This is a genomic window from Sphingomonas sp. (assembly GCF_032114135.1).
Lineage (GTDB): Bacteria > Pseudomonadota > Alphaproteobacteria > Sphingomonadales > Sphingomonadaceae > Sphingomonas.
Window position 1 is genome coordinate 947,005 of the sequence record NZ_DAMCTA010000001.1, and the last position, 22,298, is coordinate 969,302.

A 22,298-nucleotide genomic window follows, 5' to 3' on the forward strand; every position below is an offset into this window, starting at 1 on the left:
TAAAGTAGTGAGGTTATCCTAGTATAGCCTTCAACAGGATCTGCTATGGCAAGCAATGTGCCCAGCCCGCTCGGGGCCTATCTGCGGGATCGCCGCATCCGCCTCGATCCTGCGGCCTTCGGGTTCACCAGTGGCCGGCGCCGCACGCCGGGGCTGCGCCGCGAGGAAGTGGCGAGCCGCGCCAATATCAGCACGACCTGGTATACCTGGCTGGAGCAGGGTCGTGGCGGCGCGCCGTCCGCCGATGTGCTGGACCGCATTGCCAAGGGCCTGATGCTGACCGAGCCCGAGCGCGAGCATATCTACATGCTCGGCCTGGGGCATCCGCCGGAGACGCGATACCAGCTGATCGACGGCATTTCGCCGCGGCTGCAGCGCGTACTCGACGGCATGGTGCTGAGCCCCGCGATCATCAAAACCGCGACGTGGGACGTGGTCGGCTGGAATCGCGCGGCGACGGTGCTGCTGACCGATTATGCGCGGCTGCCGCGAGAGAACCGCAACATCCTGCGGTTGATCTTCGGCAGCGATCACGTTCGTGCGCGAAACGCCGATTTCGACAGCATGGCGCGCTTCGTCGTCGGTGCCTTCCGCGCAGACGTAGCGCGCGCAGGCGCCAGCGGGAGCGCCGAAGTCGCCGAGCTGGTGAGCGAGCTGTGCCGTATCAGTCCACTGTTCGAGGCGCTCTGGCAGGATAACAACGTGGTTGGGCACGGCGAAGGCGTGAAGCGGATCCATCATCCGGACGCGGGGTTGCTGGCGATGGAATTCTCCTCCTTCGCGGTCGAGGGACGGCCCGAACTCGGCATGATCATCTATAACCCGGCCTCGGCGGCGGACGCAGCGCGGCTGCGCGCACTGCTCGACGCGCACCGGGGCTGACCGATCGGGGAGAACCGCGAGCGTCTCCGCTGCGGCGCTATCGCAGGGCCAATGCCGGTTCATGGATGCGGCATCCAGGGGCCTGGCGCCTTTCGGGTAAGGTGGGCCGTACCTCCAGTCCGGCAGCCGATCCATCCACACCACGCCCGGCCCCCCGCAGCGATCAACGGCAGCAGCAGCCTTGCCCAGCCGAGATGGGTTGGCCAGGCATCGGGAGAGACGAAGATCTCGATCACCGTCGTCATCGCGAGCAGGGCCAGCGCGGCGGGGCGGGTGAACAGGCCGAACGCCAGCAACAGGGAAACAGGTGCTTCGAATAGGTCGCGAGATGCGCGGCGACAACCGGGGAGGCCAGCGGGCGCGCATCATCGGTGCGAAACAGCGCATAGGTTGATTGGTGATCGTTAACCATCCCTCAACCTTGGTCCGACCTGACAGGAAGAAGATGGCGGCAATACCGAGCCAGGCAGCGGGCAGCAGCAGCGGCGGCGGCAGCAAGCGCGCGGCCCGCTCGCCCGCCCGAGCATAAATGGATGCGAAAGCGTGCACGGGTCGCGGTTACAAACCTGCGTCGCCGAGGATCGCTATTTCTTTCGCCCGTCGCCTCTGTAACCTGCTGCCGTTCGCGCACGTACGCCTGACGAGGAGTGGGAATGCGGCACAGCGAAGCAGGGCTACGAGCGTTGATGGCGGCGGGACTGGACGGCGACGCCGCGGCGCACGCGGCGCTGCTGCGTGCGCTGGTACCGCTGCTGCGCCGCTTCTTTCGCCGACGGATGCGGGGGGATGAGGATATCGAGGATCTCGTGCAGGAAACGCTGATTGCCATTCACGCCAAGCGCGGCACCTATGATCGCGATCGCCCCTTCACCGCCTGGCTATATGCCGTTGCCCGCTATCGGCTGATCGACCATCTCCGCAAGCGCCGGATTTCGGTGCCGATCGAGGAGGTGGAGGCGATCCTGATCACCGAAGGCTTCGAAGGGCCGGTGACGGCGCGCATCGATGTCGATCGGCTGCTTTCGGGCCTGCCGGGCAAACAGGCCCGCGCCATTCGCGATACGCGCCTGGAAGGCCTGAGCGTCGCGGAAGCGGCCGAGGGTGCGCGGATCGGCCAGTCCGACGTGAAGGTCTCGGTGCATCGCGGGCTGAAGGAGCTTGCGGCCCGGCTGCGAGGGCAACGATAATGTCGCGCGAACCCGAGATTGACGGCACCGAGCAGCTTATCGCGGCGCTCGCGACAAACGTACCGCCCGTGCCGACCCGCTTTATCGGCCGTCGCATCGCGCTTGGCGTTGCGGGCGGCGGCGTGGTGAGCCTCGGACTGGTCTTCGCGCTGTTCGGCATGCGGCCGGATGTCCCGCAGGCGATGGTCGGCTTCTCCTTCTGGATGAAATGGGCCTACACGCTGTCGCTGGGGCTGATCGCCGTCGGCGCGACGATGCGACTGGCCCGCCCGACCGGCGGCTCGCTGCGCATGCTGTGGCCGCTGGCGCTGCCGATCCTGCTGATGGCAGCGCTCGCGATTGCGGAAATGTCGCGCACGCCGATGCGCGACTGGCTTTCGATGTGGCTCGGCGGCAGCTGGAGCCGTTGCCCGTGGCGGGTGCTGTTGCTCGCGCTGCCGATCTTCATCGGCCTGCTCTGGTCGTTCCGCAAATTGGCACCGACCAACCTGCGCGCCGCCGGCGCCGCCGCGGGGCTGGCGGCAGGGGCCTGGGCGGCGACCATCTATTGCCTGCACTGCGACGAAGTGGCGGCGGTGTTCGTGCTTACTTGGTACAGCCTGGGTGTCCTGCTGGCGACTGGTCTGGGCGCTCTGGTAGGGCCACGCGTCCTGCGGTGGTGAACGTGTGACCGGTCTTGGCAGCGGCCCGTAGAGGGAGGGCCGAACCGGCACCCAAGCGTCCAGGGAAACCAAGCCATGATCATGCTCCATAGCGGCGCCAGCATCGCCGCCACCGCCGCCCTCGTCGCGCTCTCTGGTACCAGCGCCGCGGCTCCCGTCGCGTCGGCGGACGGGGCCGTGCATTGCTACGGCATCAACAGCTGCAAGAGGACGTCGGATTGCAAGTCGGGCACCCATGAGAGCAAGGGCCAGAACGAATGCAAGGCCAAGGCTTCAAGACGGTTTCCGCCAAGGCCTGCAGGCGGGCGGCAGCCTCACCGAGCCGAAGTGAAGCACACGCCGGCCCGACCTGCCTGTCGGGCCGCCGCGTCTGCAAGGAGAGAGGGCATGACCCATCCCCATCGTTTCGGCCTCGGGCTGCGCAAGCCGCATTATGAGGATGTTCTGGGATCGGCGATGCCGGGTGCAAGGCTTCGCGACGGGCTGATCACCGCGATTCGTTGACCGCGCATCCCCACCGGGCGGTCACAAAACGGGCAATCTCCGCCGCCAGTTCGTCGTCCTCAGGCGTGTTCCCCTGAAACCCTCCATGCGGCATTGCTTCGAACACGTGCAACTCGGCTGCCACCCTCGCCCGGCGCAACGCGCGATGCATCCGCACCGCGTTGGACAGGAAAAGGTCGCGGGTGCCCGATTGGAGGAAGGTCGGTGGCAGGCCCGTCAAATCCCCGAATAGCGGCGAGAGATAGGGGTGCGAGAGATCGGCCCCGCCAGCATAGAGTATGTTGTTGCGCATCAGCGACCCGGGCAGCACCACATCGACCATCTGGTTGACCTGGAAGCTGTCGCCGGACTCGGTAAGATCGACCTGCGGCGAAAGCAGGATCAGGCCGCCAGGCATGGCAAGCCCTTCATCCTTGGCGCGCAGAAGCATCGCCACGGCCAGGTTGCCGCCCGCCGATCGTCCGCCCACGACGATGCGCGACGGCGCATGCCGTTCCAGCACGTAACGATACGCCGCCATCGCGTCGTCCAATGCCGCCGGGTAAGGATGCTCGGGCGGCATCCGGTAATCGACGCCGTAGCACAACGCCCCGTGCTGATCCGCCTGCATCTGTGCCTGCGCGACACAGGCTTCGCCGCCGCCGAACACAAATGCGCCGCCATGGAAATCCACATAGGCACAGTTCCGCAGCCGAATGGCTGCGGGCGTGGCGACGTGGATCGTAGCCGCGCCGCGCCGGACCGTTTCGATGGTGGCGCGCGCGCTGCCGGCGAGCCCCTTCACCGCCGCCGCGTAGTGCCCATCCGCCGCCGCCTTGAGCTGCATCCACCCCGCATGGTCCTCCGGCGCAGGCATGGTGTACAGTGCATTCCGCGGAACGCCGTCGTCGTTCACCAGCCGCTCGAGACTGGCGCGCGCCTCCTGGCTCATGGACGCTGGAAAGGGAACAAGGCGGGCTTGAACCGAGACGCCGTTTTTGTGCTTGCTCATGTCGTTACGCTACTCGCTCTGCGTGCCGGGTCGCCGCGATGCCCTGCCGACGACGCGGGCCGGTCATGCCGCCTTAGCGCTCCCGCTCCGATATCCGCAAACGATGCATGCCGGGGGCCACCCTCGCATCCGAGAAGGGCGCCCCCTGCATCGGGCTACTCAGTCCACTTGCGCGAAGTCGGTCGACCGAGTCACCGCTTCCCAGCGATCGATCTCGTCGATCACCGTGTCGAGCTTCTCGCGGGCGCGCCGCAGCGCGTCGCTTCCGAGCAGCAGGTGCAGCGGCGGATTGGGCGCGTCGACCAGCTTGAGGATCGCTGCAGCGGCCTGGTCGGGATCGCCAAGCTGGCGCCCCGCCATCGCATCGAGCCGTGCGATCCCCGTTCCGACGCTCTGCGCATATTGCGCGCCGCCCTGGCTGCGGCGAAGCGAATGCTCGCTGAGGAAGTCCGTACGGAAGGCACCCGGTGCAACCGCCGTGGCCTTGAGGCCGAACGGCGCGATTTCCTGCGCCAGGCTTTGCGTCAGCCCTTCGAGCGCCGATTTGGTCGCTGAATACAGGCCGGACGATCCGGCCGGTGCACGGCCCGCGATCGAGGTGATGTTGAGGATGTGACCACGGCCCTGCCGCCGCAGCGCGGGGAGCGCTGCGCGAATGATCGCAAACGGTGCGAAGACGTTGACCGCGAACAGCCGTTCGAATTCCGCATCGGTCGCCTCCTCCAGCGCGCCGAGCAGGCCGTAGCCGGCATTGTTGACCAGCACGTCGATCTGCGCGGCCTTGTCGAACGCTGTGTGCACCGCGGGCGCGATCGCCGCCCTGTCGGTAAGGTCTACGGGGATGACATGCAGCTTGCCGATGCCCGCCTCCAGCGCCGGCGCCCCCTCGCGCACCGTACCGATAACGGTATCGCCGCGTGCCAGCGCCGCCTGCGCAAGTGCCTTGCCGAGGCCGCGGGAAATGCCGGTGATGAACCATGTCTTCATAGCCGTTCTCCTTCGCCGCCGGATGTAGCCTCTCCACCGAACCGGATAATCGGCCGATGGCTACCCGGGCTTGTAAGTCCGGCTTCACAATGCTGAAATGCGCCGGATGATCCATTCCAGCGAATTCGGCGCCCTTCGCGCCTTTGCGGCCGTAGCGGAGCACCGGAGTTTTACCCGGGCCGCCGAGCAACTCGGGGTATCGTCCTCGGCGCTGAGCCAGCTGATCCGCGGCCTGGAGGAACGGCTGGGCATTCGGCTGCTCCACCGCACCACCCGCAGCGTCTCGCTCACCGAAGCAGGCGCAGCCCTCCTTGGCGATGTCGTGCCCGCGATCGACAGTCTGGCAGACGCACTGGAGCAGGCACGTACCGCCGCGCGGCGGCCAGTCGGCACCGTGCGCCTGCACAGCTTCCACGCCGCCGCGGACCGGTTCGTGGTGCCGATCCTGCCGAAGCTCACGCGCAACTTCCCCGACATCACGCTGGATCTCACGATCGACGACACGGTCGTCGATCTCGTCGGCAGCGGCTATGATGCCGGCATCCGTATCGGCGAGGTGATCGAGCGGGACATGGTCGCGGTCCGGCTGGGAGGCGATATTCGGCAACTCGCGGTCGCTGCCCCCGCCTATCTCGCCGAGCATGGGATGCCGCAAACGCCGAAGGACCTGTTGCAGCATCGCTGCATCCGCTGGCGCTGGCCCGGGCAACCGGGCCCCTATGCCTGGGAGTTTTTCGAGGAGGACCGCTGGTTTTCGGTGGCGGTCGAGGGCCCGTTGATCACCAGCAGCCGCACGGTGATGATGGACGCGGCACTGGCCGGCGTGGGGATCGCCTTCCTCAAGGAAGAATCCGTGATCGGCGCGTTCGCTCGGGGAGAGCTCGTACCGCTATTGGCGGACTGGTCGGTCCCCTTCCCCGGCTATTATCTGTGCTACCCCCAGCAACGACAGATGGCTCCGGCCCTGCGCGCCGTGATCGATGCGATCCGTGCGGGGGCGACCGATTAACGGACGATCGTTGACATCGCCCCCCGCGCTTGATGCGGGGCATCCCCCGCACCGCTCAGCTTCTAGCGGCGGAGCATAGGCGGCATGGTGAGCCCCTGCGCGAAGATCGAGAAAGCGACGACCCCGAAGGTGACAACGACGATTGCGCCGCGTTCGGCGACGTTTGCGGGCACCGAGAGTGCCAGCGCCGGCCCCACCGCGCCGCGCAGCCTGCCCCAGACCAGCACGTGCTGAGAGGTGGCGGGCAGCCGAAGCGCGATACCCGCCAGCACGAGTCCGGCGGTATAGGGCAGTCCGATCCGCCGCGAGATCATCGAGACGACGATCAGCAGCGCGCCGAGCTCGGTGAGATCGATGCCGGTCGACACGGGCACGCCTTGGGCAGCGACGCTAGGCCGATTTTCACCGGTACGCGAGGAGGCGCCTCAGTCCGCCGTACGGATCACTGCACGCGTGACGTCGCCCATCAGCCGCATGCGGACCGGGATGGGCTGGCGCGTGCTGGCGATCAGTACGGCGATGGCATATCGGTGTCCGTTGGGTGCGGTCAGCAGGCCGACATCGTTGTAGCCGGTCGCGAGACTGCCGAGTTCTTGGCCCGTGCCGGTCTTGTGCGCCATCTTCCAGCCTGGCTGCAGGCCAGACTTGAGCCGTAACGGGCCGGTCTTGCTCGCCAGCATGATCCTGAACAGGCGATCGGTGGCGCCATGGCTGAGCAGCTTGCCCTGCGCGAGCAGCGACAAGCCCAGCGTCACGCCATTGGCGGTGGCGCCGTCATAGGGCGCGGCGAGATAGCGATCGAGCGCCTTCCGACGCTGGTCCGCGGGCGTCGCTGCGCGCGCCTGAAGGAAGCCCGAGCCGCCCGCCCATTCCTCGCGCCACACCAGACCAGCCGTGCGCGCCTGAAGCTCGCGCTCGCCGGGGCCGAACCCCACGCCCTCGACGCCCTTCTCCTTCAGAAGCCGACGGATCGCGGCGGGGCCCCCGACCTTCCACAACAGCACGTCGTTGCACGTGTTATCGCTGCGCGTCAGCGCGCATTCGAGCAGCGCACCGACCGTGGTGCGATAACCGTTGGGTCCGATCAACGGGCGGATCGGCTGGTGGAAGACGGTGAGGTCCGCCCGGGTCACCGTAACCGGCGTGGCGAGCGACAGGCGCTGGCGGTCGATCGCATCGAACACCGCGATCGCGACCCATAGCTTGCTCACGCTCTGCTGCGGGTGCGGTCGCGCGCCATTCCACGCCACCATCCAGCCGTGATCGACATCGCGCACCGAGATCGCCACCTGGCCTTGAAATCCGGCGCCGAGCACCTGCACCGCATTGAGCAGCGCTGCTGGCGGCTCGTCGGACCGCTTGGGCCGCGGTGTCGCGGAGGTTGCGTCGATCGGCGGGGCAACCAGTGCGGGGCGCGGCGGCGGCGGCAACGGCGTCTTCGGAGCGGCAGGGGGTGCGGCAGGAACACAGGCGGCAAGCAGGACGACCGGCGCAAGGCGCGCGCCGATCCGGGCGGCGGTGGCAATAAACGGCAAACAACTCTCCCTTTGCCGATGGCTTACAGGGGAAGGCCGCGGATTGCAGGGCAATATACCACGGTTCGTCGCCCTAGAGCCGTCATTCATCGTCACCGGTCAGAGACCGGCGGGCTGCCGCCGCCGTTTCGGAAATGCGATGCGCGTCACGATCGGCAAAGACATCATCCCTGTGCAGAACGCGCCCGGTCGTATCGCTTGCGGTGTCAGGACGGCAGGATGGGGGTATCGCCGAGCCGCTCCGCACCCGAGAACAAGCCTTCGAGCCTGCGCCGGAGATGCGCTGCGAAGGCAGCATCGTGCCGGCGCGCGGGGGCGGCCTGCTCCATCAGCTCGTTGAACATCGCCTCGCGCACGCGATCGATCGCAGCCGGTTCGAGAAGCTTGGCGGCTTCGAGTTCGCGGCAAAGCTGCAACAGCCCTGCTGCCGTCGCCAGCGCGCGGAATCCCGCCAGGTTGAGCGAGTGGTGCAATTCGGTCTTTGGATCCTCTACCATGGTCTTCCCGGTTCGATGCCGTGGATTATCGCGCGCCCCGCCCCGCGTAGCGCATACGCTCCCCCAGGTGGGCAATGGATACAATACGCCTCTCAACCCTTTGAGACCATTGCACTAGAGACAATCGGACTTGCGCTTTCCGAAGGCCGGCCGGCCCGAGGATCCCCGCGTCTTCCAGACTATCTTCATCAGGCCGCGGACCAGACCGATCTTCGGCAGCGAAGGCCCATGACGACCGCAAGGCCGCCCGCCGCAGCGGTTGCCTGTCGACGAAAGACCACGCTAGATATCGGGACGATGGACCGGCGCAATTCTCGTCAACCGATCGGAGCAGCGCCCGTCCTTCGCCAACGGGGTCGGACCCCTGCCTGGCTCGCCCTCGGCTGGCGCATGGCGTTGGCGCTTGCGCTGATCGGGGTGGCGCTTGCCGGCCATTGGATGGATCGCGACGGACTGCGCGACAATACGGACGGCAAGGTCAGCTTCGTCGACGTGGTGTATTTCACGATGATCACGGTCACGACGGTGGGCTATGGCGACATCGTGCCGGTGACCGATCGCGCGCGGATGTTCGACACGTTCGTCGTCACCCCGGTGCGGCTGTTCGTCTGGCTCATCTTCCTCGGCACGGCCTATGATTTCCTGCTGCGGCGGGTTTGGGAGAAATGGCGGATGCGAAGTCTGCAGCGCGACCTCAACGGCCATGTTATCGTAGCGGGGCACGGGACGAGCGGAACCGAGGCGGTGGTGGAACTGCTCCGCCGCGGCAAGTCGCATGACGCGATCGTGGTGATCGATCCCCATGCCGATGCGGTGGCGCGTGCCGAAGCCGAAGGCGTGATGGTGGTGGAAGGCGATGCCAGCCGCAACGCCACGCTTGACGCCGTGAAGGTCGCCAGGGCGAGCGCGATGATCGTTGCGGCGGGCCGCGACGATACCTCGATCCTGATCGTGCTGACCGCGCGGCGGCTGGCGCCCACGCTTCCGATCAGCGTCGTCATCCGATCGGAGGACAATGAAGCACTGGCCGTACAGGCCGGAGCCACGACGGTGATCAACCCGGCGAGCTTCGCCGGCCTGTTGCTGGCGGGGTCGACCAGCGGCCCGCATCTGGCGGAATATATGATGGACCTGGCCGGACTGCACGGTGCGGTCTCGCTGCGCGAGCGCGACGTGACGCCCGCCGAGATCGGCACGCCGCTATCCGCCATAACGACCGGGGCAGGCCTGCGCCTCTATCGCGGCGGGCAGCGCTATGGCTTCTGGGAGGAGGCGGCACACGCGCTCGAGCCCGGCGACAAGATCATCGAGGTGGTGCCCTCGGCCGAACGCTAGGCGGCCGCGCCGTCGGATCGCGGACCGACCGGCGGATTTTATTGGGGGCTGGTGGAAAAATGCCTCGACCCAAGGCTGCTGCATGTTTTCGACCAAAAGCGCTTGCTCCTATATTAGACACTGCTACATTAAAATATCCTAATGGAGTAGCGTCATGCTGAAGCCGACGATGGATCTGGCGACATTCGAGACCATGGCCGGCCAGGTCGCTGACATGCTGAAGGCGATCGGCAATGCCCGACGGCTGATGCTGCTGTGCAAGCTGGTGGAGCATGGCGAGATGACGGTCGGCGATCTCGCCCGCCAGGTCGGGTTGTCGCAGTCGGCGTGTTCGCAGCACCTCGCCAAGATGCGCGACGAGAGCCTCGTCACCTATCGGCGTGAGAGCCAGACACTCTGGTATGCCATTGCCGATCCCCGCGTCGAGACGCTCCTCGCCACCCTCTACCAGCTTTACTGCAAGGATTGATGCGATGACACTCCTGCCCTTATCCCCTGCCGACACGTGCGCCGCGATAAAGGCCGGCGCGCAGCTCGTCGACATTCGCGGCGCCGACGAACATGCTCGCCTGCGCATTCCCGGTGCGATCCACCTGCCGCTCGACCGGATTGGCGATCTGGCGTGCGAGGGCGGCCCGGTGATCTTCCATTGCCGGTCCGGCATGCGGACCGCCGCCAATGCCGCGCAGCTTCGCGCGGCGGCGGGACCCGCCCCGGCCTATCTTTTGGCGGGCGGCATCGATGCGTGGCGGACGGCGGGGCATCCCGTTCTCGCCGATCGGTCACAGCCGCTCGACATCATGCGGCAGGTGCAGATCACTGCCGGCGCGCTGGTGTTGGCCGGCGTGCTGCTCGGCCTATTCGTTTCGCCTCACTTTTTCGGACTGTCGGCGTTCGTCGGCGCGGGGCTGATGTTCGCGGGCCTGACCGGCTGGTGCGGCATGGCGAACCTGCTGCGGCTGCTGCCGTGGAACCGGCGCGCACCCGCCTGAGGCGGAGATGGACACCGCCGGCCGCGCCGGCACGTTCATCTCCGGAAGCGTGATCGCCCTAATTCCCAGGCTTGGTCGGTCACGATCGACATGCTCGCCAGCCTTCTCGGACCTGCCCGGATCAAGCCAATCGAGTGGCGAGGCGCCCGGGTTTCGTCGCATCGGGGTGATCGGCACGATTCACCTTTCCAGCTCGTTCGGCACCGGAGAGCCCGTGCCCGAAAAGGAATGGGCGGCAAGCAGGAATATCTAGCGAAGCTCTGAAACGCCGATGATGCCACCGCCAGAGGCACCGCGGACGGCAGCCCCCGTCGCTGCTCGCGTATGCGCCAGGGGGGGCATTCGCGTCTGCGGGCTCTACGCGCAGTGCGGCGCTCCGTTCGGGACTGGTGAACCGAGAACGTCTACCCAAGTTACATGATCTCGAAATTTCATAGGTTCGCAGATAGGGTCGAGACTATACTTCGATACTTGGGCGAAACAATGAACCGTATAATCACGTAGTCCGACGTATTCACCAATTGCCCGCTATAAGACCTTGTGGGCGCAGGCTGATTTAAGTCTACACCGCAAACCTTGTTAGGGGGCAATGCAAATGTTTGTACGAGTATTCGCCTGCATGTCTGCCATGCTGCTGCCGACGGCAGTAATGGCGCAGACTTCAGCTTCTGGTACCGGCTCGCTGACAGTCATTCAGCCGCTGACGATCGCCAAGAACGCCGATCTGCAGTTCGGCAGCGTGGTGCGTCCGGTGTCGGCAGCCGGTGCGGTGGCGGTCGCGGTGACGGGCGCGCGTACGGTCACGGGCGATATCCAGGCGCTGGCGTCGGGCGATACCCCGCAGGCCGCGCGTTTCACCATTTCGGGTGAGGGCGGCCACGCCCTGTCGGTAACGATCCCGGCATCATTCACTCTAGCCAATGGTTCGCAGTCGCTGGTCGTGACGACCACCAACAATCTCTCCGGCGCGCTCAGCGCCCAGACGCTCAGTGGCACTGCTGGCGGCGCTGGAACGCTGGACGTGCGTGTCGGGGGCAGCGTTGCGCTGGCGACGACTACGCCGGCTGGCTTGTACACCGGCGCCTTTACCGTCTCGACGGCGTATAACTAAGATGCCCGGGGTTTCGGGCGTTCTGCGGCAGGGCGGCGTCGTGATCGGGACGGCGTTGCTGCTCTCGGCCGCGCCCGCGGCGGCGCAGGCGGGCAATCTGGGCCTGTCGCACCACCGCGTCGTGTTCGATGGCACGTCGCGGACCGCCACGATCTACCTGTTCAATCGCGGCAGCGTGCCCGCAGCGTTCCGGATCGACCTGATCGACATGACGATGTCCAGCGACGGCGTCATCCGCCCCGCGGCTCCCGACGCGACGGCGCCCGAGCATTCGGCGCGCGACGTGGTGGAGTTCACGCCGCGCCGGGTCCTGCTCGGACCCCAGCAAAGCCAGGCGGTGCGGATCCGGATACGCCCCCCCGAGGCATCGGGCGAATTGCGCAGCCACCTCGCCATCACGGCCTTGCCGATGAACGATGCGGCGCCGCCGATCGCGCGCCTCGACAATGCCGTGGCGAACGGCGTTGCGGTACAGATCTCGACGCTGTTCAGCGTCAGCATCCCAATCGTGGTGCGGATCAACGCCAAGGCCGCTTCCGCGCATATCGACAAGCTCGAGGTCGCGCGCGGCGGAGGCACCCCCGCCGGCGCAATGCTCAGCTTTGACCTTGTCCGCGACGGTCCGGGATCGGTCTATGGCGATGTCGAGCTGGTGGCCGGCCGCGGGCGCGATCAGCGTGTGCTCGGGAGCATGCGCGGCATCGCGCTCTATCCCGAGACGGACCACCGCAGGATACGCCTTGCGGCGCCCTCGGTGGCATCCGGCCAGGCCGTACGGCTGGTGTTCAGCAACCGTGAGGCGCCTGCTCCGGTAGAGGTCGCCACGGCGAACCTCACGATCCCGTGAAGACCGCCCGAGCGGCCGGATGCGGGCTGCTCCTCGCCACGATCAGCGTGCCCGCGATGGCGAGCGCGCAGGCGAGCGGCCCGGCAGGCGAGTTCGCCTGCCCGTCGGAGGACATGCTTCTCTGGCTCGAAGTGCGGACCGAGACCGATCTCCTCGCCGAGACGATGGATGCCTATGCGGGCGCGAGCGGCACGCTGCTGCCGCTGGGCCAGTTTGCGCGCATCCTCGACCTGGGAATCGTTGTCGCGGCCGATGGCCGGCATGCGGCCGGCTCGATCGATCCGCGGACCCGGCTCATCGTCGATCTCGACGCCGGCACCGCGCAGGTGGGCGCGACCAAGGTCGCGCTTGGCTCCGGCGCGTGCGTTCGCAAGGGCGACATCTATCTCGCCGCAGAGACCATCGAGAAGCTGCTTCCGGTACGCCTGCGCGTCGCCGCCGAGGCGCAGCTGTTGCAGGTGACCCCAACGGGCACGCTTCCACTGGTTCGCAATCGGCAGGTCGCGGAGCGGCGGGCAGCCCTTTCGCAACGCGCACCGGCGGAAAGCGGGGTATGGGCGCGCGATCCCTACCGGGCGTTCAGCGTGCCTGCGGTGGAAGTGAACGCAGGCCAGCGCTTCGGCAGCGGGGAGGTCCTGCAATCGCGGTGGCTGGGCGTGCGCGCGGCCGGCGACCTTGCCTTTGCGGGGTTTCGCGGCTTTGTCGGCCTCGATTCCGCCGGCCCGACCAACGTCCAGCTTACGTTGGAGCGCACCAGCGCGGACAATCGCGCGCTGGGCATCCTCGGCGGAACCCGGGTTGCGGTCGGCGACGTGGCGACTCCCGAAATCCAGCTCGGCGCACGCAGCGTCGCCGGGCGCGGCATCTTCTATTCCTCCGCACCGCTGCAGCCCTTCGACTTCTCGCACCCGCTCGTTCTCGAAGGCGACGTGGCCGATGGCGAGCAGATCGAAGTCTATGTCGATGGCACGCTTCGGGCCGCCCGCGCCGCGGCGAGCGGCGGCCACTACCGCTTCGACAACCTGTCGCTGGGGATCGGGGACCATCAGGTCCGCCTGCTGTTCTACGGCCCGCAGGGGCAGATACGCGAAGAGGTTCGCTCGTTCCAGCTGGGTTCCGGGCTGCTGCAGCCCGGGCAGACCGCGCTGCGGTTCAGCGTGGTCCAGCCCGAGCGGCCGCTGCTACGGATGGAAGACGGGCCCTGGCCCCGCACGGGCGATGCGCTTCGCGTCGTCGCGCTGGTCGATCGCGGCCTGAGCCGCAGGATCACGGCGCATGCCGGCGTTACGCGGTTTCGCCCCTGGTATGGGCAGGAACGCCTCGCCGGTACTGCCGGGATCAAGGCGATGCTGGCGGGTGCGGCGCTGGACGGGGTGATCGGCTTCGACAGCCGGGGAGGACGTGCTGCCAGCCTGCTGGTCGGTTCCCGGATCCGGGGGATCAGCGTACGGACGCTGCACGCCGAATATGCCGGAAGTTTCGTCGACGAAACGCGCGACCCGCTGTCGGGCGGCGTGCCGCTGCGGCGCGCGACCGAGGCCCAGATCGATCTGGCAGCGCCCTTGCCGGGTGGCCGACGCATGCCGATCGCGTTCGATATCCGGCGGATCGAGCAGCAGGATGGGGCACAGCGCATCGAAGCGAGTGCGCGCGCGGCCGGCATGGTAGGCGCCACCTATGTCAATGTGATGGTCAGCCGCCAAGGATGGGGCGGCGGCAGTGCCGATGCCCAGCACCTCGCGTCGGTAGAGACCTCGACCCCGCTTGCCCCGGCGCTTCAGCTCCGTACCGGTCTGGCGTATCGGATCACCGGGCGTCGCGGGATCGAAAGCGCCTATGTGTCGACGCAGGCAGCGATGCCACAAGGCGACATGCAGGTCATCGTGTCACGGCAGGGCGGTGTGCCATCACGGTATCGGCTGGACGCCTCGTACCGCCATCGCCTCCGGCGTTTCGATCTGACGGCGGCGGGCGGATACGACCTCCGGACGCGCAACTGGCGCGCAGCGCTGCAGGTCACCTTCGCGTCCGCGCCGACCGCGCGGCAGGGCTATGCCCTCGCCCCCTCCAGCGTGGCGATTAGCGGGCGCGCAGCGATCCGCACCTTCCTCGATGCCAATGGGGATGGCCATTGGCAGCCTGGCGAGAAACCGGTGGCGGGGGTCCAAGTCTACACCCCCGCCGGTACCGTGACCACCGACGCCCAAGGGCGGGTGCTGGCGGAGGATCTCGGCGATACCCTGCCCGCGCAGCTGCACATCGACGCATCGCAGAGCAGCGAACTGTACCTTGCCGAGACGCCGGGCGCGATCCGGCTCGTTCCCCGTCGCGGCCGCACGACGCCGCTAGACGTGCCGTTGCGCGCAGCGGGCGAAGTGGAAGCGAAACTGGAGATAGCCACCGCGGATGGCGCGCAGCCGCTCGCGGCCGTGACGATCGAGCTGGTGACCGAGCAGGGCGGCGCGTCGTTTACCGCGCGTACCGACACCTTGGGAATGGCAATGTTCGAAGGCATCCCGCCGGGGCGGTACATAGTGCGGCTGCCGGCCGCCCAAGCCGCGCAGTTGCACTTGGCGGTGCCGGCCGCAGGATTGGTCGAGGTGCCAGCACAGGGTGGGTTTCTGCGCGTTAAACCCATACTGGCGCATCGGGTGGACGACGAATGATGCGATGGTCGAAGGTGACCGGCGGCGCCCTCGCCGCATCGTTGCTCTGCCTTGCGACGGCACCCGCCGCGGCCGAGGTGACCGTGACCCTGGCCGCCCCGACGACGCCCGCGCTGGGCGAAATCGTGGCGGGGACGATGCCGACGGTGTTTCGTATCGGCGTGGACGGTTCCGTGACTCGCATCTCCGGCGACGCCGTCCGTCTCAGCAACGCCCCGGTGACACCACCAACGATGCGGCTGACGTGCGGCTTGCTCAACCTCGCCAATTTGTGCCTGATCCGGAATATCCGCATCACCATGGCGCCCCAGGCCAGCGGCACGCTTGCCTCGGTGACGATGTTCCATATCGGCGCGATATCCGGCAGCACCTTCAGCGGCGGCACGCCGCCGGACGCGAGCACGATGAACTTTCAGCTCAACCCGGTGGGGCTCGGCAACGTCGTCACCATCCAGTTCGGAATGGATATCACCGTAGCAGCGGGGCAAAGGGGTGCGGCGGCGACCCGCTATACCGTGAACACCGATTTCGTGTGAGCGGAGGCCGCTGTCCTTTCGGACAGGTACGCGCATAAACCATTTTTCCGCAGGCATTTGTAACCGACGCACGTCTAACGCGTTTCTCGTGGTCGCAGGCAGATCGACAGACCGCTGCCGTCATAATGAGAATGGTAGATGGTCCTTCGCAAATTTGGCGCGGCGCTGGCGCTGGCGCTGCTACTGCCGCATGTCGCGATGGCGCAGGAAGCCGGTACGGCGACGGGATCGCTGACGATCGTCCAGCCGCTCACGATCACCAAGGATGCCGACCTGCGGTTCGGCAGCATCGTGAAGCCGTCCGCCAGCGGGTCGGTCGCGATCTCGACGGCGGGGGCGCGGAGCGTCAGCGATGGCGTCCAGGCATTGAGTGCCGGCGATACGCCGCAGGCGGCGCGATTCACGGTCTCGGGCGCGGTCGGTCACGCGCTGTCGATCCAGATACCCGCATCGATCACTCTCAACAGCGGCACCCATGCGCTGCTGGTTACGACGACGAACAATCTCAGCGGTGGGCCGGACGGCCAAATACTCGGCGGCACGCACGACAGCTCGGGGTCGCTGGAGGTCCGTGTTGGCGGTAGTGTTGCGCTTGCCAGCAGCACCGAGCCCGGAATCTATACAGGCGTGCTGACGGTATCGGCAGCGTATAACTAGGCATTGCCGGCGATGGTCTGCGCACGATAGGGCCCATGTCGTTGACAGAGCCCTGCTACGGCGCGTCGGCGGGCAAGGAGTGCCCGCCCAATCGGCGCAGCGCTCAGCCTTCCCCCCCTGCGGCGAACGCCTTGAACCGAAAGTCGCGAAAGCGCGCACGTCCTGCGCCGGCGCAGTACAACCCTGGGCGCAGCATGAGGAAACCGCCGCGCACATTGTGGTGATAGCCAGACACTTCCATGCCGCGATCGAAGCGCTGCCAGCTCCGCCCCGCGTCGTCGCTCGTCCAGAACGAAACGATGTGTCGGCGGTTGACCACCCGCATCCGCAAGCGGCGGCCATAGCCATGCGACGGCCGCCCGCGCTCTGCGCCATATTGATGCGTCACGAAACGCGCTGCATCGAATCCAAGCCCGCAATAGAGTCGGTCGTCGTAGAATAGCAGCAAGCCCGCGGTGGTGCCCTCGTCAATCTCGATGGTACATTCGAACTGGTAGGCCTGATCCCCGGCGGTGAGCAGCAAGGGCGCGGAGTCGTGCGGAGCGGTGCCGCGGCCCGCCAGTTCCAGCACGCCGCCGCGCACCCGCACGCGCTGGGCTTCATCAGGACCCGGACGGAAGAAATTCCACTTCCGTCCCAGCTCCAGCACCTCGAACTGGTCCGAAAGCGGCTGACCATGGGGCACCGCGCTCCCGCCATAGGGCTTGGCGATCGGTGTGGAGAGGTCCCCGCCGATCATGCGGAACCAGCCATCGGCTGTCCAGCGGACGGGATCGAGCAGCGCCTGCCGCCCCAGCGTCCAGAAGCCGTTCTCATAGCCGTGATAGACCGACCACCAGGATCCGTCGGGCGCCTCGACCAGACTGGCGTGGCCGCGGCACCACCAGCGCTCGCTCTCGTTGCGCGTGCGCACGACCGGGTTGCCCGGATCATTCTCCCACGGCCCGTGAATCGATCGGGCACGGGCGACGATCACCATATGGCCGGTGGGCGGTCCCGCCGTGCCGCCCACCGCGGTGATCATGTAGAACCAGCCGCCCCGGCGCACGATCTTGGGCCCTTCGGGCGAGAAGCTCTCGACGTCCCAGTCCGCCGGGTAGCGCCCCGGATCATAGACATGCTCGACCGGTCCGGCGACCGACAGCCCGTCCGCCGCCAGCCGAACGCGATCGCCGCCGGAGAGGAACAGCCAGCGCGACCCATCCTCGCCGACCGCGTGGCAGGGATCGATATGCGCATGCAGCCCGAGATCGATCGGATCGCTCCAGGGGCCGTCGATATGGTCGGCCCAAAGCACGTAGATCGTGTTCGGCGATGCCTTCACCGGCACGTAGAGGAAATAGCGGCCGCCATGCTTCTCGAGGCTGACCGCCCATACCGAGCCGATATTCCGGGTCAGGGCCGAGCCGCGGGGCCGCCAGTTCACCAGATCACGGCTGTGCCAGATCGTCAGCCCCGGATAGCTGTCGAAGCTGGAGAAGGTCATGTAATAGTCGGCGCCGTCCTTGAGGATGGCGGGATCGGGATGATCGCCAGCCAGCAGCGGGTTGAGGAAGCGCCCGTCGCCCAGGTCCGGCTTGCGCTGATTGTCGAAGCCGCGGGCCCAGGCGACGTCGTCTGGCTTGCGGTTCGATCCGGCGCGTGCAGGCGCCCCCACCCCGGCCGCCGCGCCCGCCAGCAAATCGCGTCGGCCGATCCGCATCATGCCAGCCCCCGCGCCTCGGCCCAGCGCCGGAGCAGCTCGGGCCAGACCTGGACGGGCTTTCCGGCCGCCAGCCGCAGCCCGAAGCCGTGCCCGCCCTCCGGGAAGAGGTGCGTTTCCGCAAGCACGCCCGCGGACCGCAGCGCCGCGCGCATCTCCAGCGTGTTCTCCACCGGCACGCTCGTATCGTCCTCGGCATGCAGCAGGAAGCAGGGTGGCGTCCGTGCCGTCACGTTCCGCGCAGGCGTGTGGGCGCGTTCCAGCGCTGGGTCGGCGTTCGCGCCCAGCAGTTGCATGCGCGACCCGGGATGCGCCACCGGGAGCGTCATCGATTGGACCGCATAGAGCAGCGCCACGCCGTCCGGGCGGGCGGAGAGACGGTCCGCCGCATCCACCGCGACATAGGTAGGGGCGTCGAAGCGCGTCGCGAGGTCGCCACACAGGTGGCCGCCAGCCGAAAAGCCCATCGCGATCACCCTGTCGGGTCGGATGCCGAAGTCTCCGGCGCGCGCGCGCAGGATCCGAATCGCCCGCTGGCCATCGGAAAGCGCGACATTCGGGCCCGCGCTCCACCCCTCCCCCGGCAGCCGGTAGAACAGCACGAAGGCGGTATAGCCGCGCGCTGCCAGCCAGCGGCCCATCTCATAGCCTTCCTTGTCGACCACCACCCAGCGATAGCCGCCGCCGGGAAACAGCAGCACCGCCGTGCCGTTGGGGCGCTCCGGCCGGAACACGACGAGCCTCGGGCGGGTGATCCCATGGACCGCGCGGTCTGCGAGCCGCGGGTCCTTGCTCCGCTCGTCCACCGTCTCGACCGGCGGTGCAGCGGGCATGCCCGGCGCACCGTTTGGCCAAAGATCGATGGTCTCGCGCGGGTCGGGGGGACCCGGAACCGGCCTACCGGGCACCGCAGGCGGTGCAGTCTGCCCCGCCGCGACCCCGCCGATGCTGAGGGCAAGCGTCCCGAACAAGGCGCTTCTGCGGTCGATTCCGGACATCGCTTTCTCCCGCCCTGCGCCGCTCACATCTTGAAGCGCGCGCCGATCAGGATCGTGCGCCCGAAGTGATTATATTCATAGTTCCGGTTGGCATCGAGATCGGTGTAGCGGTCGCGATAGTCGTCTGTGAGGTTGGTGCCTTCCAGCGACACCTCGACGTTCGGCGTGATCTTGTAGCGGATCGAGGCATCGACGTTGAGCGACGAGTTATAGCCCTCGAAGATGTTGCCGGTGCCCGAGCCGCCATCGATATACGGCCCGCGATAGCTCACCGATCCGCGCGCGCTGAACTTCTGGTCCTCATAGTACAGCGTGCCGTTATAGGCGCGCTTGGACAGCCCATAGAGCGTCTCGGTGCGCGTCACCGCGACCAGCGCGCCGCCCGGTGCGATCGTCGGCCCGCTCTGTGTGTAGGCGGCATCCGAGTCGATGAAGGTCGCGTTGGCGATCATGCCGAAATTCTTGAGGAACCCCGGCAGGAAGCGGAAGGCGGTCTGGAACGACACCTCCATGCCCTTCAGCGATGCGCCGGTGCCGTTGGTGATCGAACTGATCTGCCAGAGCTGCCCCTCCGGGTTCGACGCCGCCGGCGAGCTCGGCGGGATGATCGACAGCGGCAGGCCGGTCGAGGCGTAGGTGCCCGAGGTGGTCACCGAGACCGGGAAGCTCTCCACATTTTTCTTGAACAGCGCGACCGAGAAAATCGACTGCGGCGCGAAATACCATTCGGCCGCCAGATCATAGGACGTCGCGCGGAATGGGTCGAGCTGCGGATTGCCGAAGTTGATTCGATAGTTGAAGCCGTCGACTGAACCGCCAGGGGTCAGGTTGCCCAAGGTCGGCCGGGTCATGACCTTGGAGATGGCGCCGCGAAGGATCACCTTCTCGGTCGGGAACAGTGCGACGTTGAGCGCCGGCAGCCAATCCTCATAGTCGCGCTTCACCGTCACCGGCACGCCGTTGTTGAGACCGGTGGAGGTCTGATCGGTGCGGGCATAGCGCATGCCGGCATTGGCGGCGTAGCGCAGGCCGAACAGGTCGCCCTTCACATCGAATTCGAGATAGCCGCCCTTCACCGCCTCGACGACGTTGCGGATGTTGCCCGCATCGATCGCCAGCGGGCGTTTGTAGAGGCCGGTGTAGTTGGCCGATGCGTCGATGTTGGGGATGAGGAAGCTGGTGGTCGTGCCCGAGGGCTGGCCGGCATTGCCGAGATTGAACGTCTCGCCCAGCCCCACCGCCGGGTAGCCATAGACCGCGCCAGGCGCGAAGACCTGGCTCGATCCCGAGCAGGTCACGGTGCCCAGTACCGCGTCGCGCGCGGCGGCCGCGTTGGTCGGGCACACCACGGCGTCGCGGGTATAGGCGAGGGAATCGAAGGAGAAGCGGCGATACACCCCGCCCGCCTTGACCTGGAACCCGTCGGTCACGTCCCATTCGGTCCGCAGCTGTGCGGTGCGGAACTTGTTGGTGACGTTGGAGGGGCGATCGCGGATTTCGGCGAGCTGGAAATTGGCCGGATCGGTCACGCTGGTGCCGAAGGTGAGCTTCGGCTGCCACATGTTGGTATAGTCGTAGCTGTAATTCTGCGCGCTGCGGTTGTCGAAGACGAAGGTCGTCTCCACCGGGATGTTCGCGGCCGACTTGGAGATGCCGCCGAGCAGGGTGAAGCGGAGCGTGTCGGTAAGGTCCTGATCCCAGCTGCCGCCGATCTGGTAGAATTCGGTCTGTGACTTGCGCAGATAATGCTCGGTGCGGACCCAGGCATCGTTGAGCGTGGCCGAGACCATGTTGCCCTTGTTGTCATAGGTCGGGTTGAGCAGGTCGATCGAGCGTTCGTTGGAGCGCAGCAGCACCTCGCCCCATTTCTCCTCGCGGGTTTCCTTGAAGCGCGAATAGAGGCCGTCGATCGAGATCTTGGTCCGGTCGCTCGGCGCGAACTGGACGCTGCCGGTGATGCCCAGTCGCTCGCGATCGTGCCGCACCTCGCCATAGCGCGGGATGCGCGGGTGGAAGGCGAGCGCCGCCTGGTTGCACGCCGCGCTGGGGCGATAGGTCCCGCCGATGTTGCGCACCGGCGTGGTGCCGGTGGCGCTATTGTAGAAACAGGGCGTGCCGTTCACCGAGTCGAAGCGCGCCTGCGCCCAGCGCACGGTGTTGTTGCCCAGCTCGAGATTGTTGGTCTTGCTGTACGCCGCCGACACCGAGGCGCCGAACGTGCCGGCCGCGTTCTTCCACGAGAGCAGACCCGCGAGGCGCGGCCGGACATTCTTCGAGAGGTCATTGTAGCTGGCCTGGGCCGACCCGACCGCGGTGAAGCCGGTCTTGCCGGCCAATGGATTGCCGGTGTTCAGGTCGACCACCGCGCCCAGCGAGCCCTCGTCCAGCGAAGCTTCCGCGGTCTTGTGGACGACGATCGAGGTGAACAGCTCGGAGGCGAACACGTTGAAGTCGAAGGCGCGGTCGCGGTTGGCGCTGGCGCCGTCGGTCGAGGTCGCCACCGTTTCCATGCCGTTGACCCGGACGCGGGTAAACTGCGCGCCCAGACCGCGCACGGTGATCGCCCGGCCCTCGCCCGCATCGCGCTGGATGGAGATGCCGGGGATACGCTGCAGCGACTCCGCCAGATTCTGGTCCGGGAACTTGGCGATGTCTTCCGCGACGATCGCATCGACCGCCGCCACAGAATCGCGCTTCACGTTCAGCGCCGCATCGAGCGAGCGACGAAAGCCGGTGACGATGATTTCCTGATTTTCGGCCTGCCCGGCGTCGATGCCGGTGGGCGAGTCTGCCTGCTGGCCGCCCGGTGCCACCTGTGCGGCGGCCGCCGTCGGCGCCGCCAGCGCAAGGATCAGCGCGCCCGCCGAAACGCCCCGCAAGTGCCGCATGCGTGCCTGTCCCGGCACCGAGAACCCCTCAGCCATTTCTCTCTCCCTTCGTCCCGCGGGACGGTCCGTTCTGAAAGCAGCCGCGCGCGCCTGCGCGCTACCGTCGTCCAATCCGTGGGGAGGGCCTCTGCATGCGATAGCCGCATGTCTGTTCGATCCTCCCCGGGGTCCGCGGGTCTCCGCCCGCTGTCCCCGCACCTTTTCTGCGCGCTATGGTAACCGGTGTCAACAGGCGTTTCGCGGCGCTAATCACGGACTGTTGGATCGCTTCGGGGCATCGAAGGACGAGGGCGATCGCGCCCGCTGCGGACA

Annotated in this window: 21 protein-coding genes and 1 pseudogene; 13 read left to right on the forward strand and 9 right to left on the reverse strand. The window is 67.1% G+C overall.

What is annotated here, in order from left to right; all coding sequences use genetic code 11:
- Positions 1 to 45 precede the first annotated feature (45 nt).
- The gene (locus RT655_RS04455; RefSeq protein ID WP_313535188.1) at positions 46 to 882 is read left to right on the forward strand and encodes a helix-turn-helix transcriptional regulator; all 837 of its coding nucleotides are present in this window, start codon (positions 46 to 48) and stop codon (positions 880 to 882) included.
- A 59-nt stretch (positions 883 to 941) separates the two neighbouring features.
- On the opposite strand, the pseudogene RT655_RS04460 reads toward RT655_RS04455, so the two are convergent.
- Positions 942 to 1,413 (reverse strand): annotated as a pseudogene (locus RT655_RS04460) (DoxX family protein).
- 122 nt (positions 1,414 to 1,535) lie between these two features.
- Between RT655_RS04460 and RT655_RS04465 the strand changes: the two are divergent.
- The 3 genes from RT655_RS04465 to RT655_RS04475 all read left to right on the forward strand — a co-directional run bounded on the left by RT655_RS04465 (position 1,536) and on the right by RT655_RS04475 (position 3,235).
- Positions 1,536 to 2,069, forward strand: coding sequence for a sigma-70 family RNA polymerase sigma factor (locus RT655_RS04465; RefSeq protein ID WP_313535189.1), 534 nt, complete (start codon positions 1,536 to 1,538; stop codon positions 2,067 to 2,069).
- Positions 2,069 to 2,731: a DUF1109 domain-containing protein gene (locus tag RT655_RS04470; protein WP_313535190.1), complete on the forward strand. Its 663-nt coding sequence runs from the start codon at positions 2,069 to 2,071 to the stop codon at positions 2,729 to 2,731. Before RT655_RS04465 ends, RT655_RS04470 begins: the two co-directional genes overlap by 1 nt.
- 75 nt (positions 2,732 to 2,806) lie before the next feature.
- The gene (locus RT655_RS04475) at positions 2,807 to 3,235 is read left to right on the forward strand and encodes a hypothetical protein (RefSeq protein ID WP_313535191.1); all 429 of its coding nucleotides are present in this window, start codon (positions 2,807 to 2,809) and stop codon (positions 3,233 to 3,235) included.
- Here RT655_RS04475 and RT655_RS04480 read toward each other — a convergent pair.
- The gene (locus tag RT655_RS04480; protein WP_313535192.1) at positions 3,219 to 4,226 is read right to left on the reverse strand and encodes an alpha/beta hydrolase; all 1,008 of its coding nucleotides are present in this window, start codon (positions 4,224 to 4,226) and stop codon (positions 3,219 to 3,221) included. The genes RT655_RS04475 and RT655_RS04480 overlap by 17 nt on opposite strands.
- Before the next feature lie 159 nt (positions 4,227 to 4,385).
- Positions 4,386 to 5,213, reverse strand: a complete 828-nt coding sequence (locus RT655_RS04485; protein WP_313535193.1) for an oxidoreductase — start codon at positions 5,211 to 5,213, stop codon at positions 4,386 to 4,388.
- 106 nt (positions 5,214 to 5,319) lie between these two features.
- On the opposite strand from RT655_RS04485, the gene RT655_RS04490 reads away from it, so the two are divergent.
- On the forward strand, positions 5,320 to 6,222 hold the full coding sequence (locus RT655_RS04490; protein ID WP_313535194.1) for a LysR family transcriptional regulator: 903 nt from the start codon (positions 5,320 to 5,322) through the stop codon (positions 6,220 to 6,222).
- 62 nt (positions 6,223 to 6,284) lie between these two features.
- Here RT655_RS04490 and RT655_RS04495 read toward each other — a convergent pair whose 3' ends face one another.
- The 3 genes from RT655_RS04495 to RT655_RS04505 all read right to left on the reverse strand — a co-directional run bounded on the left by RT655_RS04495 (position 6,285) and on the right by RT655_RS04505 (position 8,254).
- On the reverse strand, positions 6,285 to 6,590 hold the full coding sequence (locus RT655_RS04495) for a cation:proton antiporter (RefSeq protein ID WP_313535195.1): 306 nt from the start codon (positions 6,588 to 6,590) through the stop codon (positions 6,285 to 6,287).
- Positions 6,591 to 6,647: 57 nt separating this feature from the next.
- A complete protein-coding gene (locus RT655_RS04500) occupies positions 6,648 to 7,628 on the reverse strand; it encodes a serine hydrolase (protein ID WP_313536903.1) in 981 nt (326 codons plus the stop codon).
- Positions 7,629 to 7,963: 335 nt separating this feature from the next.
- A complete protein-coding gene (locus tag RT655_RS04505) occupies positions 7,964 to 8,254 on the reverse strand; it encodes a hypothetical protein (protein WP_313535196.1) in 291 nt (96 codons plus the stop codon).
- 390 nt (positions 8,255 to 8,644) lie between these two features.
- Here RT655_RS04505 and RT655_RS04510 point away from each other — a divergent pair, with 390 nt between their 5' ends.
- From RT655_RS04510 to RT655_RS04545, 8 genes are all read left to right on the forward strand, one after another.
- Complete coding sequence (locus tag RT655_RS04510) at positions 8,645 to 9,589, forward strand: potassium channel family protein (protein ID WP_313535197.1); 945 nt, start codon at positions 8,645 to 8,647, stop codon at positions 9,587 to 9,589.
- 154 nt (positions 9,590 to 9,743) lie between these two features.
- Positions 9,744 to 10,058, forward strand: a complete 315-nt coding sequence (locus tag RT655_RS04515) for a metalloregulator ArsR/SmtB family transcription factor (RefSeq protein WP_313535198.1) — start codon at positions 9,744 to 9,746, stop codon at positions 10,056 to 10,058.
- Positions 10,059 to 10,062: 4 nt separating this feature from the next.
- Positions 10,063 to 10,581: a rhodanese-like domain-containing protein gene (locus RT655_RS04520; RefSeq protein WP_313535199.1), complete on the forward strand. Its 519-nt coding sequence runs from the start codon at positions 10,063 to 10,065 to the stop codon at positions 10,579 to 10,581.
- 619 nt (positions 10,582 to 11,200) lie between these two features.
- A complete protein-coding gene (locus RT655_RS04525) occupies positions 11,201 to 11,692 on the forward strand; it encodes a DUF4402 domain-containing protein (RefSeq protein ID WP_313535200.1) in 492 nt (163 codons plus the stop codon).
- Between the two features lies 1 nt (position 11,693).
- Positions 11,694 to 12,539 (forward strand): hypothetical protein, encoded by an 846-nt coding sequence (locus RT655_RS04530; RefSeq protein WP_313535201.1) that lies wholly within the window; start codon positions 11,694 to 11,696, stop codon positions 12,537 to 12,539.
- Positions 12,536 to 15,205, forward strand: a complete 2,670-nt coding sequence (locus tag RT655_RS04535) for a hypothetical protein (protein ID WP_313535202.1) — start codon at positions 12,536 to 12,538, stop codon at positions 15,203 to 15,205. Before RT655_RS04530 ends, RT655_RS04535 begins: the two co-directional genes overlap by 4 nt.
- Positions 15,202 to 15,741 carry a hypothetical protein gene (locus RT655_RS04540; RefSeq protein WP_313535203.1) on the forward strand — a complete coding sequence of 180 codons (540 nt, stop codon included), beginning with the start codon at positions 15,202 to 15,204 and terminating at the stop codon, positions 15,739 to 15,741. The genes RT655_RS04535 and RT655_RS04540 overlap by 4 nt, the downstream gene beginning before the upstream one ends.
- Before the next feature lie 138 nt (positions 15,742 to 15,879).
- Positions 15,880 to 16,398, forward strand: a complete 519-nt coding sequence (locus RT655_RS04545; RefSeq protein ID WP_313535204.1) for a DUF4402 domain-containing protein — start codon at positions 15,880 to 15,882, stop codon at positions 16,396 to 16,398.
- 103 nt (positions 16,399 to 16,501) lie between these two features.
- Here RT655_RS04545 and RT655_RS04550 read toward each other — a convergent pair whose 3' ends face one another.
- From RT655_RS04550 to RT655_RS04560, 3 genes are read right to left on the reverse strand one after another with little or no spacing between them, the layout of a single operon-like run.
- Positions 16,502 to 18,100 carry a family 43 glycosylhydrolase gene (locus RT655_RS04550; protein WP_313536904.1) on the reverse strand — a complete coding sequence of 533 codons (1,599 nt, stop codon included), beginning with the start codon at positions 18,098 to 18,100 and terminating at the stop codon, positions 16,502 to 16,504.
- Positions 18,100 to 19,098, reverse strand: a complete 999-nt coding sequence (locus RT655_RS04555) for an alpha/beta hydrolase (RefSeq protein ID WP_409530240.1) — start codon at positions 19,096 to 19,098, stop codon at positions 18,100 to 18,102. The genes RT655_RS04550 and RT655_RS04555 overlap by 1 nt, the downstream gene beginning before the upstream one ends.
- Positions 19,099 to 19,121: 23 nt before the next feature.
- Positions 19,122 to 22,022: a TonB-dependent receptor gene (locus tag RT655_RS04560; RefSeq protein ID WP_313535206.1), complete on the reverse strand. Its 2,901-nt coding sequence runs from the start codon at positions 22,020 to 22,022 to the stop codon at positions 19,122 to 19,124.
- Positions 22,023 to 22,298 lie beyond the last annotated feature (276 nt).

Bases quoted from the DNA above. Each gene is read 5' to 3' on its own strand.
- RT655_RS04455 (WP_313535188.1), top strand. From the start codon at position 46: ATGGCAAGCAATGTGCCCAGCCCGCTCGGGGCCTATCTGCGGGATCGC.
- RT655_RS04465 (WP_313535189.1), top strand. From the start codon at position 1,536: ATGCGGCACAGCGAAGCAGGGCTACGAGCGTTGATGGCGGCGGGACTG.
- RT655_RS04470 (WP_313535190.1), top strand. From the start codon at position 2,069: ATGTCGCGCGAACCCGAGATTGACGGCACCGAGCAGCTTATCGCGGCG.
- RT655_RS04475 (WP_313535191.1), top strand. From the start codon at position 2,807: ATGATCATGCTCCATAGCGGCGCCAGCATCGCCGCCACCGCCGCCCTC.
- RT655_RS04480 (WP_313535192.1), bottom strand. From the start codon at position 4,226: ATGAGCAAGCACAAAAACGGCGTCTCGGTTCAAGCCCGCCTTGTTCCC.
- RT655_RS04485 (WP_313535193.1), bottom strand. From the start codon at position 5,213: ATGAAGACATGGTTCATCACCGGCATTTCCCGCGGCCTCGGCAAGGCA.
- RT655_RS04490 (WP_313535194.1), top strand. From the start codon at position 5,320: ATGATCCATTCCAGCGAATTCGGCGCCCTTCGCGCCTTTGCGGCCGTA.
- RT655_RS04505 (WP_313535196.1), bottom strand. From the start codon at position 8,254: ATGGTAGAGGATCCAAAGACCGAATTGCACCACTCGCTCAACCTGGCG.
- RT655_RS04510 (WP_313535197.1), top strand. From the start codon at position 8,645: ATGGCGTTGGCGCTTGCGCTGATCGGGGTGGCGCTTGCCGGCCATTGG.
- RT655_RS04515 (WP_313535198.1), top strand. From the start codon at position 9,744: ATGCTGAAGCCGACGATGGATCTGGCGACATTCGAGACCATGGCCGGC.
- RT655_RS04520 (WP_313535199.1), top strand. From the start codon at position 10,063: ATGACACTCCTGCCCTTATCCCCTGCCGACACGTGCGCCGCGATAAAG.
- RT655_RS04525 (WP_313535200.1), top strand. From the start codon at position 11,201: ATGTCTGCCATGCTGCTGCCGACGGCAGTAATGGCGCAGACTTCAGCT.
- RT655_RS04530 (WP_313535201.1), top strand. From the start codon at position 11,694: ATGCCCGGGGTTTCGGGCGTTCTGCGGCAGGGCGGCGTCGTGATCGGG.
- RT655_RS04540 (WP_313535203.1), top strand. From the start codon at position 15,202: ATGATGCGATGGTCGAAGGTGACCGGCGGCGCCCTCGCCGCATCGTTG.
- RT655_RS04545 (WP_313535204.1), top strand. From the start codon at position 15,880: ATGGTCCTTCGCAAATTTGGCGCGGCGCTGGCGCTGGCGCTGCTACTG.
- RT655_RS04550 (WP_313536904.1), bottom strand. From the start codon at position 18,100: ATGCGGATCGGCCGACGCGATTTGCTGGCGGGCGCGGCGGCCGGGGTG.
- RT655_RS04555 (WP_409530240.1), bottom strand. From the start codon at position 19,098: ATGTCCGGAATCGACCGCAGAAGCGCCTTGTTCGGGACGCTTGCCCTC.
- RT655_RS04560 (WP_313535206.1), bottom strand. From the start codon at position 22,022: ATGGCTGAGGGGTTCTCGGTGCCGGGACAGGCACGCATGCGGCACTTG.